Annotated in this window: 10 protein-coding genes; 5 read left to right on the forward strand and 5 right to left on the reverse strand. The window is 72.9% G+C overall.

Features of this window, described 5'->3' with window-relative positions:
* Window positions 1-10: 10 nt before the first annotated feature.
* The gene (locus ACFV20_RS34620; RefSeq protein WP_385664516.1) at window positions 11-640 is read right to left on the reverse strand and encodes a YwqJ-related putative deaminase; all 630 of its coding nucleotides are present in this window, start codon (window positions 638-640) and stop codon (window positions 11-13) included.
* A gap of 387 nt (window positions 641-1,027) precedes the next feature.
* Between ACFV20_RS34620 and ACFV20_RS34625 the strand changes: the two genes are divergently transcribed.
* The 3 genes from ACFV20_RS34625 to ACFV20_RS34635 all read left to right on the forward strand — a co-directional run bounded on the left by ACFV20_RS34625 (window position 1,028) and on the right by ACFV20_RS34635 (window position 6,451).
* The gene (locus ACFV20_RS34625) at window positions 1,028-2,032 is read left to right on the forward strand and encodes an SMI1/KNR4 family protein (protein WP_385664519.1); all 1,005 of its coding nucleotides are present in this window, start codon (window positions 1,028-1,030) and stop codon (window positions 2,030-2,032) included.
* A gap of 7 nt (window positions 2,033-2,039) precedes the next feature.
* On the forward strand, window positions 2,040-5,024 hold the full coding sequence (locus ACFV20_RS34630; RefSeq protein ID WP_385664522.1) for an SUKH-4 family immunity protein: 2,985 nt from the start codon (window positions 2,040-2,042) through the stop codon (window positions 5,022-5,024).
* 539 nt (window positions 5,025-5,563) lie between these two features.
* Window positions 5,564-6,451 (forward strand): cellulose-binding protein, encoded by an 888-nt coding sequence (locus ACFV20_RS34635; protein WP_385664525.1) that lies wholly within the window; start codon window positions 5,564-5,566, stop codon window positions 6,449-6,451.
* A gap of 335 nt (window positions 6,452-6,786) precedes the next feature.
* Here the strand turns inward: ACFV20_RS34635 and ACFV20_RS34640 are convergent, their stop codons facing one another.
* The 4 genes from ACFV20_RS34640 to ACFV20_RS34655 all read right to left on the reverse strand — a co-directional run bounded on the left by ACFV20_RS34640 (window position 6,787) and on the right by ACFV20_RS34655 (window position 11,169).
* Window positions 6,787-8,400: a cation acetate symporter gene (locus ACFV20_RS34640; RefSeq protein WP_385664528.1), complete on the reverse strand. Its 1,614-nt coding sequence runs from the start codon at window positions 8,398-8,400 to the stop codon at window positions 6,787-6,789.
* A complete protein-coding gene (locus ACFV20_RS34645) occupies window positions 8,397-8,846 on the reverse strand; it encodes a DUF485 domain-containing protein (RefSeq protein ID WP_385664530.1) in 450 nt (149 codons plus the stop codon). The genes ACFV20_RS34640 and ACFV20_RS34645 overlap by 4 nt, the downstream gene beginning before the upstream one ends.
* A 284-nt stretch (window positions 8,847-9,130) precedes the next feature.
* Window positions 9,131-9,655: a GNAT family N-acetyltransferase gene (locus tag ACFV20_RS34650; protein WP_385664533.1), complete on the reverse strand. Its 525-nt coding sequence runs from the start codon at window positions 9,653-9,655 to the stop codon at window positions 9,131-9,133.
* 20 nt (window positions 9,656-9,675) lie between these two features.
* Complete coding sequence (locus tag ACFV20_RS34655) at window positions 9,676-11,169, reverse strand: MFS transporter (RefSeq protein WP_385664536.1); 1,494 nt, start codon at window positions 11,167-11,169, stop codon at window positions 9,676-9,678.
* A gap of 469 nt (window positions 11,170-11,638) precedes the next feature.
* On the opposite strand from ACFV20_RS34655, the gene ACFV20_RS34660 reads away from it, so the two are divergent.
* Together ACFV20_RS34660 and ACFV20_RS34665 are read left to right on the forward strand one after the other, a co-directional pair.
* Window positions 11,639-12,427, forward strand: coding sequence for an ABC transporter ATP-binding protein (locus ACFV20_RS34660; protein WP_234850118.1), 789 nt, complete (start codon window positions 11,639-11,641; stop codon window positions 12,425-12,427).
* On the forward strand, window positions 12,424-15,003 hold the full coding sequence (locus tag ACFV20_RS34665) for an ABC transporter permease (RefSeq protein WP_385664540.1): 2,580 nt from the start codon (window positions 12,424-12,426) through the stop codon (window positions 15,001-15,003). The genes ACFV20_RS34660 and ACFV20_RS34665 overlap by 4 nt, the downstream gene beginning before the upstream one ends.
* Window positions 15,004-15,149 lie beyond the last annotated feature (146 nt).

The following is a 15,149-nucleotide window of genomic DNA, read 5'->3' on the forward strand; positions in this document are numbered from 1 at the left end:
CGGGGAGGCGTCAGGTGTTCTGGGACGCCGGGTCGACTATGCGGACGCCGAAGTGGGCGCTGAGCGCGGTACAGGCGCGGCAGGGGGTGGCGAAGCTGCCGTGGAGGGGGTCGCCGTCCTCGCGGATGCGGCGGGCGGTGAGCTTGGCCTGTTTGAGGGCTTTGCGTGCTTCGCCGTTGGTCATGGGCTTGCGCGCGGCGCGTTTGCTGCGTGCGGTGTCGGCGGCGGCGATGTGCCGGGAGATGAGGATGGTCTCGGCGCAGCGGCCGGTGTAGCGGTCGCGCTGGGCGCTGGTGAGGGTGTCGAGGAAGTCCTGGACGAGGGGGTGCAGGGCGGGGGGTGTGTCGCCGCGGGCGGCGGTGCCGGTGAGGGTGGCGCCGCGGACGGAGAGGGCGGCGGCGATGGTGGGGAGGATGCCGTCGCGGCGGTGCAGGAGGGTGGGGGCGTGGGCGGCTTCGGTGCTGCTCCAGCCGATGCGGGGGTCGCCGTTTCGGGGGTCGGCGTGGCGTGGGTCGCCGTTGCGCGGGTCGCTGTGCGGGTGGCCGGCCGTGGGGCCGGTGTCGCGGCTGCCGCCCGCGTGGTCGCCGTTTCGTGGGTCGGCGGACCTGCCGGTGTGTGGTCCCGTCTGCGTCGCGTTCATGATCGTCTTCCCCTCCGTGCATCCCCCCGGGGGTCACAGACTGCCAAATGCCGTGGCTGGTGCGGAAGCTGGGGCGCGGCGACACGCCCGTAGCGGGTTGTCCCGTCACGGTGGGGTGACGCCTGGTCACGGATGCGGAGGGGGTGCCGACCGGTGCCGGTGACCGGTGTCGTCGTACCGCATAGGCTGTCGGCACCGCGGGCGATGCGGTGATCCGTTCGGAGATCGATGCCGTGAACCGGAGGGGGATCCTTCAGGTCGGCGCGTGCGGTGAAGTGCAGTGCAGTGCAGTGCAGTCGAGACAGTAGACGTGACAGTCGATACGGGTCGTAGTGCGCCAAGGGCGGTCAATACGGGTCGTACAGAGTGCCGCAGGGGGCAACCGCCATGACGACAGGTCGGCTCGGGCAGCAAGCCGCGCCGCCGAACGCGGCCTACGCGGGGCAGGTCGTGCATTTCCCGGATCCGGTGCGGGCGGCCCGTCACCCGAGAGGGGTACGGGTCGACGAGCACGGTTACCCCGACTTCTCGGCGTACGCGCGGGCGGCCGCGGAGATCGCGGAGCCGCCGGAGGGTTTCGGTGTCGACGAGTTGCGGCTGACGGACTACGTGTCGGCGAACACGGCGTTGTCGGCGTCCGGGCACGAGTTGTGGGACACGGTGCCGGCGGTGGCGACGCCGCACGGCTGGACGTGGCACCACGTGGTGGGCACGCGGCGGCTGGAGCTGGTCCCGGTCGAGGTGAAGGCGCTGCTGCGGCACCACGGGGGTGTGGCGACGTCCGGCGTGGACCATGCCAAGCGGGGCACGCGGCCGTTGCAGGAGACGCGTCCGGCGCACTTCGGGCTGCCGAAGTCGGGGGTCGCGGTGACCGAGTCGCAGGTGCAGGGGGTCGAGGAGGACCTCGGCTACCGGCTGCCGGGCGCGTACCGGTCGTTCCTGAAGGCCGCGGGCGGGTGTGCGCCGGTGGGTGCGGCGCTGGACGCGGAGCTGGGGCTGCTGGTCGATCAGCCGTTCTTCACGGTGCGGGACGAGGCGGCGGTCAACGACCTCGTCTACGTCAACAAGTGTCTGCGTGACCATCTGACCAAGGACTACCTGGGGATCGCCTTCGTCCAGGGCGGGTTGCTGGCCGTGAAGGTGAAGGGCGAGCGGATCGGCTCGGTGTGGTTCTGCGCGTACGACGACGCGCGGGACACGGACCCCTCGATGCCGCCGGCGGAGCGGGTGGAGCGGTTGCTGCTGCCGTGCGGGGACGACTTCGACGTCTTCCTGTCGCGGTTGGCGGGCGATCCGCCGGAGTTGGAGACGGTGGCGAACCTGATGGTGGACGGCGGGTTCGCGCGTGTGGTGCCGGTGGGTGCGGTGTCGTCCTCGGCCGTGGGGGAGTGAGTCGGCGATGGTGACCTTCGCGCAGGCGCAGGAGCGCGCGGAAGAGTGGATCAACGGGGACGTGCCGTCGTACCAGCACCGTGAGGTGCGGGTGCGGGAGTTCGATCTCGGGTTCGTGGTGTGGGCCGAGGACCGGGCGGACGGGCCGCGGTCGGACGGTGGTGCGCAGCGGCTGGTGATCGCGCGGGACAGCGGCGAGGCGACGCTGTGGCCCGGGCTGCCGGTGGGTGAGGTGATCCGCCGGTACGAGGAGGAGTACGGCCGTCCGGACGCGGTGGACGAGCCGGCTCCGGCGGCGCCCGCCGCCCGGGTGGATCTCAACCAGACGTCGTTCCTGCTGACTCCGCCGGAGTGGTTGCAGGACGCGGCGGACAAGCTGGGGATTCCGGACCGGCGGGGTGCGGGTGCGGGTGCGGGTTCTTCCGGCTCTGTTGCCGGGGGCGCTGCGAATGCCGATGTGGATGCCGCTGCTGGTGCTGGTCCTGGTGCTGGTTTTGGTACCGGTGCGGCGGGCGGAGGGGTCCCGGACGGTGGCGGGGCGACTCCCGCGCAGGGCGCGCCCGTGGCGCCGGGCAGTGGTGCGTCGTGGCCGGCGGCCGGGGGCGACTCCGGGGCCGACGCGGGTGCGCCCGGGTCTCCGGCGGCGCCGGGTGTGCCGGAGGGTGCGACGCCCTGGGCCGGTACGGACACCACCGCGGACGCGGGTGAGGACCGTTCCGTGCCGCTGCCGGCGACGGTCTTCGCGCCGCCGCTGAGCGGGGACGACGGCGACACTCCGCCGCCTTCGACGACGCCCGAGGCCAAGACGACGCTGATGTCGGGCGGCAGCGGGCTTCCGCCGACGGCGCTGTCGCCGGCGCTGGACGACCCGAACGCGCAGGGCCCGGGGACGGTACCCGCGCCTGGTGGCCCCGGTCACGGCGGCCCTACGGGGCCGGCGGGGAGCCCGGTGGGTCCGGCGGGCGCTCCGCCCGTGCCGGGGACGCCGCCCGGGGGCGTGCCGCAGGGCAGTACCCCGCCGCCCGTGCCCGGTGGGCAGCCGTACGGGTATCCGCAGCCGCCGGGCAGCACGCCGCCGCCGGCCGCCGCGCCGCAACCGCCGGCCGGGCCGGGGGCGGCTCGGAACGCCGGGGACATCGCCGACGCCGCGACCAGCAAGGCGGCTCCGCCGCCCGGGCGCCGGGGGACGGGCCCCTCCACTCCGCCTCCGCCGGGCGCCCCGGGTACGCCCGGCGCCCAGCGGGGCGGTACGCCTCCGCCGTCGGGGCCCGGGGCGCCGGGCACTCCCGCGGGCGGGTACGTCCCCACCCAGATGGTGTCGGCGCTCGGGCCGGACGGTCCGGGCGGGGCCGGGCACTCCTCAGGTGCGGGCGCGCCGCTGCCGCCGCCGGGGGCTCCGGGCACTCCGGGGGCTCCTGGCGCTCCGCAGGCAGGCCCGGGTGCTCCCGGTGCTCCTGGCGGGCCGCCTGCCGGTGCGCCGAATCCGCCCGGTCCGCCCGGTCCTCCGGGTGCGCCGGGTGGTACGCCGCCCGGTGGTGTCCACCACGCCGCCACGATGTTCGCCGATCCCGGTCGCATGGGGCCGGGCGGCCCCGGCGCCCCGCAGCCGCCGGGTCCTCCGGGTGCGCCCGGCGGGCCCCAGCCGCAGGGTGCGCCGAGCCCGGGTGCTCCGCACGCGCCCGGTGCGCCGGGCGGTCCGCGCCCTCCGGGTGCCCCGGGTGCTCCCGGCGGTTCCGGGCCCGTGCACCACGCGGAGACCGTGCTGGCCGCGCCTCCGGTGGGCGGCCCCGGCGTGCCTCCGCCGCCGCAGGCCCCTGGCGCACCACCCGCCGCCCCGGGTGCCGCCCCGGGCGCCCCTGGTACGCCCGGTGCGCAGCCGATGCCGCCGGGGATGGCGCCCGGGATGCCGGGAGCCGTGCCTCCCGGCGTGCCGCCGGGCGCCATGCCCCCGGGTGCGGTGCCGCCGCCCGGGCCCGGGCAGCCTCCCGCGTACGGCTATCCGCAGCAGCCCACCGGGCAGCCGACCGTCGGCCCCGGCTACCAGGCCGTGCTGCGCTACCGCGCGCAGGACGGTTCCGAGCAGCAGCTGATCCGGCGTTCGGCGCCGGGCACGCCGCACCCGGAGTGGCAGATCTTCCACGAGCTGCGGGCCATGAACGTGCCCCCGGACCAGGTGCTGGAGCTGCACACCGAGCTGGAGTCGTGCGAGCTGCCGGGTGCGTACTGCGCGCGGATGATCCGGGAGCAGTGGCCGCAGGCGCGGATCACGAGCATCGCGCCGTACGGTACGGACCACGCGAGCCGGCAGCAGGGCATGCAGCAGCTGCTGGCCCACCAGGGCGAGTTGCACCAGGTCGCGGACGGTCCGGCGCGTCCGGCTCCGGTGCGTGCCCCGCTGCCGCCGGTGCAGGCGGCTGTGCCGATTCCGCCGGAGGCCATCGGGCAGGAGCTCGGGGCCGCGTTCGGGCCGGGGGTGTTCCGGTTCGAGCAGGCCGCCGTGTCGCGGCAGGGTGTGCCGCCGATCGTGGCGCACACGCTGGTGGCGGCCGGACTGCCGGTGGACATGGGCCCGTTCTTCTGGGCGCAGGCCCAGCCGGGGCGGCCCGTTCCGACGCTGGCGGAGCTGGCGGCCGAGCGCGGTGTGCAGCCTGCCTCGGACGCGGGTTCCTACCTGGTGATGGGCAGCGACTTCGGCAAGGCGATCTGCGTGCAGTACGGCACGGCGAACATCGTGGCCGTCCCGGTGGAGGCCGGGCCGGGCGGAGCGCCGGTGCCGCCGCAGTTCGTGAACACCGGCCTGCCGGAATTCGCCCGCTGCCTCGCCCTGCTGGGGCGGATGTGGCGGCTGCGGTTCGGGCTGAACCAGGAGCAGGCGGGCCGCTGGACCGTCGACTTCCAGGCGCAGCTCGCCGCGCTCGACCCGGCGGCGCTGGGGTCGCCGGAGAGCTGGTGGTCGGTCCTGCTGGAGCAGATGTGGGACGGGCTGCTGTGACGCGTCGCCGCTAAGGCGGCACCGCCGAGGTGCCGGTGCCTCAAGGAGCCGGGCCCGGTCGTCTCGCGCGACCGGACCCGGCTCTTTCGTGCCCGGCTCGTTCGCGGCGGGGCCGCTCTTTCATGTGGCCAGCCGGGCTCCTTCGTGCGACCGGCCCGGCTCTTGCGTGCGATCGGCTCGGCTCCTTCGTGCCCGCGTGAAAATCTTCGCGCCGGGCTGTCACATCTCTGCCCGCCGTTCCGTCAGTGCGGTGACAGCGACGCACCGCGCACCCAGGAGGCAGAGATCGTGCAGGCACGGATGACGAACCCGGAGCTCATCCTCACCGTCGCGGTCACCGACATGTTCAACCGCATCAACACGACCATCCAGGAGCCCGCGGGCACCAGCTGGGGCTGACCGGCGTACGGCTCCGCCGTGGCCCGTGACCCGCGTGCGGAGTGTCGCGTGATGAACACTTCCGCCCGATCCACCAAGATGTGCGCGAAATCATCCCATTTCTAGTGCGATTTCACGTGCTGTGGTGGAGAGGGGTCCGGATGAGCGGCGCGACAGCGTCCCCGCACGGTTTCACGGCGGTGCGGGGACGTGGCTACCGTCCCGAACAGGTCGACCCGTACGCCGAGACCCTCTCCGCGGACCGGGACGCCGCCTGGGAGAGGGCGGCGCGGTTGACGGTGCTCGCCCGGCGGATGGACGAGGAACTGGCGCGACTGCGCGAGGCCGTGGCCCGGCTGACCCCGCAGCACTACGAGACCCTCGGCGACCGGGCACGGCGGCTGTTCGCACTCGGCGAGGAGGAGGCCGCCGCCGTACGGGAGGGGGCGTGCCGGGAGGCGCGGCACCTCGTCGACGGGGCGCGGGCGTCCGCGGCCGAGGTGTGCGAGTCCGCCCGGGCGCAGGCCGACGCCGTGCGCGCGGATGCCGACGAGCGGGCCCGGCAGCGGCTGCTCGCCGCCCGGGCCGAGGCCGACGAGATCCGGGGCGCGGCCCGGCGCGAGGCGCAGGAGGAGCGGGGCGAGGCCGTGGCCGCGCTGCGGGAGATGCGGCAGCGCACCTCCGGGATGCTGGCCGAGCGGGACAAGGAGCGCGCCGAGCGGTGGGCGGAGACGGAACGGGAGGAGACCGCCCGGGCGGCGGAGTTGGACGCGCAGCACGAGGAGGCGATGGCGGGTGCCCAGGACGCGCTGTCCGAGGCGGAGCGGGCCTTCGCCGACGCGGAGGACTCCGCACGCGAGCGGGAGGAGGAGGCCCGGGCCCGTGCGGCGGAACTGGTCGCCCAGGCCCACGAGCGCGTGGCGGCGGTCGAGGCGGAGACCGGCCGGCTCCTGCGTGACCACACCGTGCGACGCGAGGACGCCCTGGCCCACATCGACCACGTCCACGCCAGCCTGACGGCGTGGGCGGGCCAAGTGGCGGCGGACTGACACCGGCACCGGCGACGGCGACGGCTTGAGGGGGAGGGGGTCGGGCGGGGTGATCGCGCGGGCTCTTGAGGGGGAGGGGTCGGGCGGGCGCCCTCGCGGGATCGCCGGTCGTGGGCGACGCCCGTGCCCGGGCTGGGCGGGCGCCCTGGCGGGATCGCCGGTTGTGAGCGGCGCCCGTGCCCGGGCTGGGCGGGCGCCCTGGCGGGATCGCCGGTCGTGTGCGGCGCCCGTGCCCGGGCCCGTCGCCCGTCACCCGGTGGCACGGCGAGCCGTGGCGGTCGCCGTGCCGTCACCCGGTGGCACGGCGAGCCGTGTCGGTCGCCGTGCCGTCCGCGTCAGTGGTCCCGGCGTGCCGCTCCCGCCAGGATCCAGCCCTCCACCGCCTCGTACTGGTGGCGTTGCTCCTCCGACTTCCTCCGGCCGGAGGCGATCGTGCCCAGCCAGCCGCAGGCGAAGCCCAGGGGGATGGAGACCAGGCCCGTGGTGGTGAACGGGAACCAGTTGAAGTCGGACTCGGGGAAGGCCGAGACCGGTGAGCCGGAGACCAGGTTCGTGCCCGGCATCAGCAGCAGCACGGCCAGGGATCCGCCGATGAGGGTGCTGAGCAGGCCCGTTCGCGTGTAGCGGCGCCAGAACAGGCTGTAGACCAGTGCGGGCGCGATGGCCGAGGCCCCCAGGCAGAAGGACAGCGTCACCAGCGGTTGCAGGCTGCGGTGCTGGACCTGGGTGGCCAGGAGGACCGCGAGCAGGCCCACGGCCAGGGCCGACAGCCGCGCCACCGTCATCTCGCGGCGCGGTGACATCTCCTGCACCCGGGCCGCGAACACGTCGTGTGCCAGGGAGTTGGCGCAGGCCAGGATCATGCCGGCGACGGAGGCGAGCAGGGTGAGGAAGACCGCCGTCGTGATGGTCGTGAACAGGAACGTCTCCGCCGACGACACGTCCGCGCCGAACGCCGCCTGTGAGCCCAGCAGATAGGCCGTGTTGCCCTGCGGGTCGACCTGCGCGATCAGTTCCCGCCCGACCAGCGCGGTCGCTCCGAATCCGACGACCGTGATGACGAGCACGAACAGGGCCACGCTCGACACGGCCCAGGACATCGAGCGCCGCACCTGCCGGGCACTGGAGGCCGTGTACATACGCATGGTGACGTGCGGCAGGACGCCGCCCCCGAGGACGACCGTCAGCTGGGCGGTGATCATGTCCAGGTCGGGGCTGGGGCCGCCGGCGAACTCCAGGCCCGAGGAGAGGAAGGACGAGCCCACGCCGCTGTTGCGGGCGGCCGCGCCGAACAGCGCTCCCGGGTCCCAGTCGAACCGGTTCAGGATGAGCACCGCGACGACCATGCCGGAGCCGAGGAGCATCACGATCTTCAGGATCTGGATGAGGGCGGTGCCCTTCATCCCGCCGATCGCCGCGTAACTGATCATCAGCAAGCCCACACCGATGATGCAGCCGGTCTGCAGGGACTCGCCGGAGAAGCCGAGGATGAACGCCATCAGCTGCCCGGTCCCCGCCAACTGCACCAGCATCAGCGGCAGCAGCGCCGCCAGGGTCACCGCGCAGGCCGCGATACGGACACTTCGCCCCGGCATCCGGCGGGTCAGCGCGTCACCCATGGTGAACCGGCCCGCGTTGCGCAGCGGTTCGGCCAGCAGGAACATCATGAGCATCAGCGACAGGGCTGTGCTCAGCGCCAGTACGACCCCGTCGTAGCCGAACAGGGCGATGACGCCGCCGGTGCCGAGGACGGTCGCGGCCGAGATGTAGTCACCGGCGATCGCCAGGCCGTTGCGCATGGGCGACAGGGAGCTGTAGCCGGTGTAGAACTCGTCCAGGTCGTCCCGGTCCGGGCCCGTCATCACGCACAGCAGCAGGGTGACCGTGGCGACGGCGGAGAAGCCGACCAGGGACATCGTCTGGGCGTTGCCGCTGAAATCGGTGGTCACCGGGTGACCTCCCGCTTCGCGTCCAGCTCGGCATGCCGGCGTATCCGGTCCGCGATCGGGTCGACGCGGTGGCGGGCCGTCCGCTCGTACAGGGCGATCGCCAGCCACGTCACGGGGACCTGGACGAGCGCGAGCAGCAGCCCGGTGGGCAGGCCGTCGGTGACGCTGCTCGTCATGAACGACGGTGCGAACGCCGACAGGATCAGGAAGAGGACGAAGTAGCCGAGGGCCGTGAGCGTGGCCACGCGCCGCTGCCAGCGGTAGGCGCTGCGCAGCAGCCGCAGGTCACTGTGCTGCCCCAGCGCGGCGTGCCGCTGGGGAGGCCGGCCGGCCGGTTCGGGCGCCTCCTGCGGTGCCCAGGGGTAGGTCTCGTACGTGTACGGGTCGTAGGACGCGGATCGACCGGGTGGTCGGTACGGGTGGGGCGGGGATGAGTCGTAGGACATCCCGGTGCTCCTTGCGAGGATTGTTCCGGTGCGGCGGACCGCAGGGAGGTGGGGGGCGGGAGCCACGCACGCTACTTGGAGTAGGGGTCCAGCGCGAGAGTTTTGACAAACTGATCGGTCGGTACGCGCATAACTTTCCGACCTCGGGTGTTACCCGCGTTCACCCGTTCTTCCCGCAGCTCGGGAGGCGTCGGGTGAGGGGGATCCGTTCCGGTGGCGAACGGCCCTTGTGCACAGTGAAGTTGAGCAAGGGGCCCCGGGACCGAGGGGCAAGGGACCTGGGGCTACGGGGTTGTGGGGCCCGGCCCGTCGGGGGCGGCGTCGAGGAGCCGGCGTTCGTAGCGGATGCCCGGCCGGCCCCCCACCGTCGTGTTCTCCACCCGGGTGAAGCCGCTGCGGGTCAGGACCCTCATGGAGGCCGCGTTGTCCAGGGTCGTGACCGCGGTCAGGACGGTCAGGCCGTAGTCGGTGACGGCCAGCCGGCACACCTGGGCGACCGCTGCCGTCGCCACGCCCCGGCCGGCGGCCCGGCGGCCGACCCGGTAGCCGAGTTCGGCGCTGCCGTCCACCAGGTCCATGAGGTTCACACGGCCGATCAGCTCGCCGTCCTCCGCGAGGACCACGTGGAAGCGGCACACGCGCGCGTGCTGCTCGTCGAGGAGTGCCTGAAGGCGCGCGGCGAACCCCGCCGCCGTGAAGAAGGCGTCCCCGCGGTCCGGCACCGTGCGGGCGAAGTAGGCCCGGTTCTCCCGCTCGAAGGCCAGCAGCGCCTCCGCGTGCTCCGCCCGCAGGGGCTCCAACGTGACCATGGGCGCGAGGATACGGACGCTCAGTCGTTCAGCACCGGGAATTTCCGCGGCGCGAGGAACAGCAGCACCAGGAACGCCAGGGCCGCCGCGCACGCCGCGCCCAGGTAGACCGTGTGCACCGCGTCGGCGATGGCCCGCCGGGTCGCCTCCGGCACCCGGCCCGAGTCCAGTGCCCGGGTCACCGAGTCCAGGTCGCCCGCGCCGCCGAGCCGTGCGGCCAGCACCCCGTTGGCGACCGCGCCGAACACCGCCGCGCCGACCGTCTGGCCGGTCTGGCGGCAGAACAGCACGGACGCCGTCGTGGTGCCGCGCTCGGCCCATCCCACCGTCGACTGCACCCCGACGATGAGCGGCAGCTGGAACAGGCCCAGCGCGGCGCCGAGCAGCAGCATCAGCAGCGTCGGCTGCCACGCCCGCCCGGGGTAGGGCAGGAAGGGGAACGCGAAGAGGATCAGCGCGGCCGTGCCGATTCCCAGCATCGCCGTGTTGCGGAAACCGATCCTGCGGTACACGTGCTGGCTCAGGGCCGCCGACACCGGCCAGCTGAGCGTCCACACGGACAGCACGAATCCGGCGGCCACGGGCGCGAGGCCCAGCACCGACTGGGCGTACGTGGGCAGGAAGACCGACGGGGCGACCATCAGCAGACCCAGCGCGCCCAGCGCCAGATTGACCGCGGCGATCGTACGGCGCCGCCACACCCAGCCGGGGATGATCGGGTCCGCGGCCCGGCGCTCCACCAGCACCACGACCGCGACCAGGGCGAGCCCCGCGCCGCACAGGGCCAGGGAGGGCGCCGACAGCCACGGCCACGCCACCCCGCCCTGCACCAGCGCGGTGAGCAGCACCCCGCCGCAGGCGAACACCGCGAGCGCGCCCGCCCAGTCCACGCGCGCGTGCCCGGGGGTCTCCCGCTGCGGCTCGTGCAGGTGACGGACGATCAGCCACAGCGCGACCGCGCCGATCGGCAGGTTGAGCAGGAAGATCCACCGCCAGTCCGCGTACGCGGCGAGCACCCCGCCCAGGCCCGGGCCGGCGACCGCGGACACCGCCCACACCGAGGACAGTTTGGACTGGATCCTGGGACGGTCCTTCAGCGGATACAGGTCCGCGGCGAGGGTCTGCACGGTCCCCTGGAGCGCGCCGCCGCCCAGGCCCTGCACGACACGGAACGCGATGAGCGCCCCCATGTTCCAGGCCAGCGCGCACAGCAGGGACCCGAGCAGGAACAGCACCGAGCCGGCTATCAGGACCGGTTTGCGGCCGAAGGTGTCGGAGAGCTTGCCGTACACCGGCAGGGTGACGGTCACGGCCAGCAGATAGCCGGAGAACAGCCAGGAGAAGACGGAGAAGCCGCCGAGGTCGCCGACGATCTGCGGAACGGCGGTCGAGACGATGGTCGCGTCGAGCGCCGCCAGCGCCATCGACAGCATCAGCGCCGCGACGACGGCCGCGCGCCGTCCTGTCGTGGCGGGCTGTGCGGCCTCGCGTGCAGTGGAACGGGTAGTGCCCACCCCGGTGCCTCCCCCTGGCCCCGGCCGCGCCCGCGCCACGGGTCCCGTCGTTTGTCTGCCCCTTGCACCTACCTGCCGCGGACAGCTTGCCACTTGACCCTGACGCGGCGGGAGGGTGGAGCCTGACCGGGCCACCGGGTGGAGCGAACCCCGAGACGGCCTCCACCCATCGGTGGAGTGCCCCTAGGGGTACCTCCGTACTACGACCTGGGGAGGGTTCGTACCGACGGAGGACGAGACAGGGAGGGCGCCTTCCTTAACCTGGCTTTACGCCGCCGGGGGGCGGTACGGACACCGGCGGGGGTGGGGTTTTCCACAGGAAAAGACTGCGCTGCACACCAGGGCGCCGGACCCCTCCCCACCGGGAGACTGACACGCGTCGGACGGATTCCTGATCCGGCACCGCACACGACGGCTGCCGACCGGGGGACCGCCCGCACCATCTGCTGACCGATATAGGAGACATACCGTGACTTCGGCTGTGACCATTCCCAGGCACGGGGGTACTGGAGGGCGTACGGCCGTTGCCGCACGGGCGCGGCAGGTCGTGAAGGCGTACGGGTCCGGTGAGACCCGGGTCGTCGCCCTCGATCACGTCGACGTGGACATCGCACGCGGCCAGTTCACCGCGATCATGGGCCCCTCGGGGTCCGGCAAGTCCACCCTCATGCACTGCCTGGCCGGCCTCGACACCGTGACGGGCGGCCAGATCTACCTCGACGACACCGAGATCACCGGCCTGAAGGACAAGAAGCTCACGCAGCTGCGCCGGGACCGGATCGGGTTCATCTTCCAGGCGTTCAACCTGCTGCCGACGCTGAACGCGATCGAGAACATCACGCTGCCGATGGACATCGCGGGCCGCAAGCCGGACAAGCAGTGGCTGGCGCGGGTCGTGGAGACGGTCGGGCTCGCCGAACGCCTCAAGCACCGGCCCACCCAGCTGTCCGGCGGCCAGCAGCAGCGCGTCGCCGTGGCACGGGCCCTCGCCGCCCGGCCCGAGATCATCTTCGGGGACGAGCCGACCGGCAACCTCGACTCCCGCGCCGGCGCCGAGGTCCTCGGCTTCCTGCGCCGCTCCGTCGACGAGCTGGGCCAGACCATCGTGATGGTCACCCACGACCCCGTCGCGGCCAGTTACGCGGACCGGGTGCTGTACCTCGCCGACGGCCGCATCGTCGACGAGATGTTCAAGCCGACCGCGGACGCCGTGCTCGACCGCATGAAGGACTTCGACGCCCGGGGGCGCACGTCATGACCGTCATGAGGACCTCGCTGCGCAACTTCTTCGCGCACAAGGGGCGCATGGCGCTCTCCGCGGTCGCCGTGCTGCTGTCGGTCGCCTTCGTCTGCGGCACGCTCGTCTTCACGGACACCATGTCGACCACGTTCGACAAGCTCTTCGCGGCCACCTCCTCCGACGTGACGGTGAGCGCCAAGGGCGCCTCCGACACCGGTGAGACGACCTCCGACAACGGCAAACCGCCGGTCATGCCGGCCTCCGTGCTGGGCGAGGTCCGCAAGGCACAGGGCGTGAAGTCGGCCGAGGGCACGGTGTTCTCCACCTCCGTGACCGTCGTCGACGGCGACAAGGACAACCTGTCGCCCTCCAGCGGCGCCCCGACCATCGTGGGCAACTGGAACGACAGCGACGCCCGCACCATGAAGATCACCTCCGGTGCGGCGCCCAAGGGCCCCGAACAGATCATGGTCGACGCCGACACCGCCGACAAGCACGGCCTGAAGCTCGGCGACGAGATCGGTGTGATCAGCGCGGTCGGCACCCACCGGGCGAAGATCTCCGGCATCGCCGACTTCACCGTCACCAACCCCGGCGCCGCGATCTTCTACCTCGACACCACAACCGCCCAGCAGGCCCTGGTCGGCGAGAGCGGCGTCTACACCAACGTCAACGTCACCGCGGCCGCCGGCGTCAGCGACGCGCAGCTGAAGAAGAACGTCACGGCCGAACTCGGCGCCGGCTTCCAGGTGAAGACGGCCAAGGAGACCGCCGACGCCAACCAGAAGGACGTCGCGAGCTTCATGAACGTCATGAAGTACGCGATGCTCGGCTTCGCCGGGATCGCCTTCCTCGTCGGCATCTTCCTGATCATCAACACCTTCTCCATGCTGGTCGCCCAGCGCACCCGCGAGATCGGCCTGATGCGGGCCATCGGCTCCTCCCGCAAGCAGGTCAACCGCTCCGTGCTGGCCGAGGCGCTGCTGCTCGGCGTCGTCGGCTCGGTGCTCGGCGTCGCCGCGGGCGTCGGCCTCGCCGTCGGCCTGATGAAGGTCATGGGCACGGTGGGCATGGAACTGTCCACCGACGACCTGACCGTGGCCTGGACGACCCCGGTGGTCGGACTCGTCCTCGGCGTGGTCGTCACCGTCCTGGCCGCCTACCTGCCCGCCCGGCGCGCCGGCAAGATCTCCCCGATGGCCGCCCTGCGCGACGCGGGAGCCCCCGCGGACGCCAAGGCCGGCTGGATCCGGGCCGCGATCGGCACGGTCCTCACCGGCACCGGCGGCTTCGCCCTCTACCTCGCGTCGGCGGCCGACACGGCCAAGGACGGCTCGCTGTGGCTCGGCCTCGGCATCGTGCTGTCGCTGATCGGGTTCGTCGTCGTCGGCCCGCTGCTCGCCGGCGCCGTGGTCCGCGTCCTGGGCGCCGTGCTGCTGCGCATGTTCGGCCCCGTCGGCCGCATGGCCGAGCGCAACGCCCTGCGCAACCCGCGCCGCACCGGCGCGACCGGCGCCGCCCTGATGATCGGCCTCGCCCTGGTGGCGTGCCTGTCCGTGGTCGGCTCCTCCATGGTGGCGTCCGCCACCGACCAGCTCGACAAGACCGTCGGCACGGACTTCATCGTCCAGTCCGACCGCGGCCAGCTGATCACCCCGCAGGCCGTCAAGGCCGCCGAGTCGGCACCGAACGTCGAGCGGGTCACCGAGTACAAACTGGGCAAGGCCGACTTCACCACCCCCGACGGCAAGACGCTCAAGGACACGTCGATCACCGCGGCCGACCCGTCGTACGCGACCGACCTGCGCACCGAGACCGTCGCGGGCAAGCTCCCCGACGCCTACCGGCCCGACTCGATGTCGGTCCACGAGAAGTTCGCGAAGGACCACGGCATCACCCTCGGGTCCAAGATCAAGGTCGCTTTCAGGAACGGCTCCACGGCCGACCTGACCGTGCGGGCGATCACCAGCAGCGACGTCGTGATCGACGCGGGCGCGATGTACACCTCCATCTCGACGATGGCCACGTACGTCCCGGCCGACAGGATGCCGCTGGACTCGCTGGTCTTCGCCAGCGCCAAGGAGGGGCAGGAGGACGCCGCCTACACGTCCCTGAAGTCGGCGCTGCACGACTACCCGCAGTACGTCGTGCGCGACCAGACCGACTACAAGGACGCCCTGAAGGACCAGATCGGCCAGCTGCTCAACATGATCTACGGCCTGCTGGCCCTGGCGATCATCGTCGCCATCCTCGGTGTGGTGAACACCCTGGCCCTGTCGGTCGTGGAGCGCACCCGGGAGATCGGCCTGATGCGGGCGATCGGCCTCTCCCGCCGCCAGCTGCGCCGCATGATCCGCATGGAGTCCGTCGTCATCGCCCTCTTCGGTGCCCTGCTGGGCCTCGGTCTGGGCATGGGCTGGGGCGCCACGGCGCAGCAGCTGCTCGCCCTGGAGGGCCTGGGGGTCCTGGACATCCCCTGGCCGACGATCATCGGCGTCTTCATCGGCTCGGCGTTCGTGGGCCTGTTCGCGGCCCTGGTCCCGGCGTTCCGGGCGGGCCGGATGAACGTCCTGAACGCGATCGCGACGGAGTAGCGGACCCGTCACCGAGAAACCACCGCACACGGGGGTTGCGGGGGACCCGGCGCCGGGGGGGGCCCTGGGGGGGGTGCCCGCGCCCCGGGGGGGTGCGGCCCCCCCCCGGCAGTAATAAAAAAAAAAAAAACCACACACAACAACAA

It is taken from the genome of Streptomyces sp. NPDC059696, assembly GCF_042733745.1.
Lineage (GTDB): Bacteria > Actinomycetota > Actinomycetes > Streptomycetales > Streptomycetaceae > Streptomyces.

Coding starts and splice junctions, on each gene's coding strand:
- ACFV20_RS34620 (WP_385664516.1), bottom strand. CDS start 640: ATGAACGCGACGCAGACGGGACCACACACCGGCAGGTCCGCCGACCCA.
- ACFV20_RS34625 (WP_385664519.1), top strand. CDS start 1,028: ATGACGACAGGTCGGCTCGGGCAGCAAGCCGCGCCGCCGAACGCGGCC.
- ACFV20_RS34630 (WP_385664522.1), top strand. CDS start 2,040: ATGGTGACCTTCGCGCAGGCGCAGGAGCGCGCGGAAGAGTGGATCAAC.
- ACFV20_RS34635 (WP_385664525.1), top strand. CDS start 5,564: ATGAGCGGCGCGACAGCGTCCCCGCACGGTTTCACGGCGGTGCGGGGA.
- ACFV20_RS34645 (WP_385664530.1), bottom strand. CDS start 8,846: ATGTCCTACGACTCATCCCCGCCCCACCCGTACCGACCACCCGGTCGA.
- ACFV20_RS34650 (WP_385664533.1), bottom strand. CDS start 9,655: ATGGTCACGTTGGAGCCCCTGCGGGCGGAGCACGCGGAGGCGCTGCTG.
- ACFV20_RS34665 (WP_385664540.1), top strand. CDS start 12,424: ATGACCGTCATGAGGACCTCGCTGCGCAACTTCTTCGCGCACAAGGGG.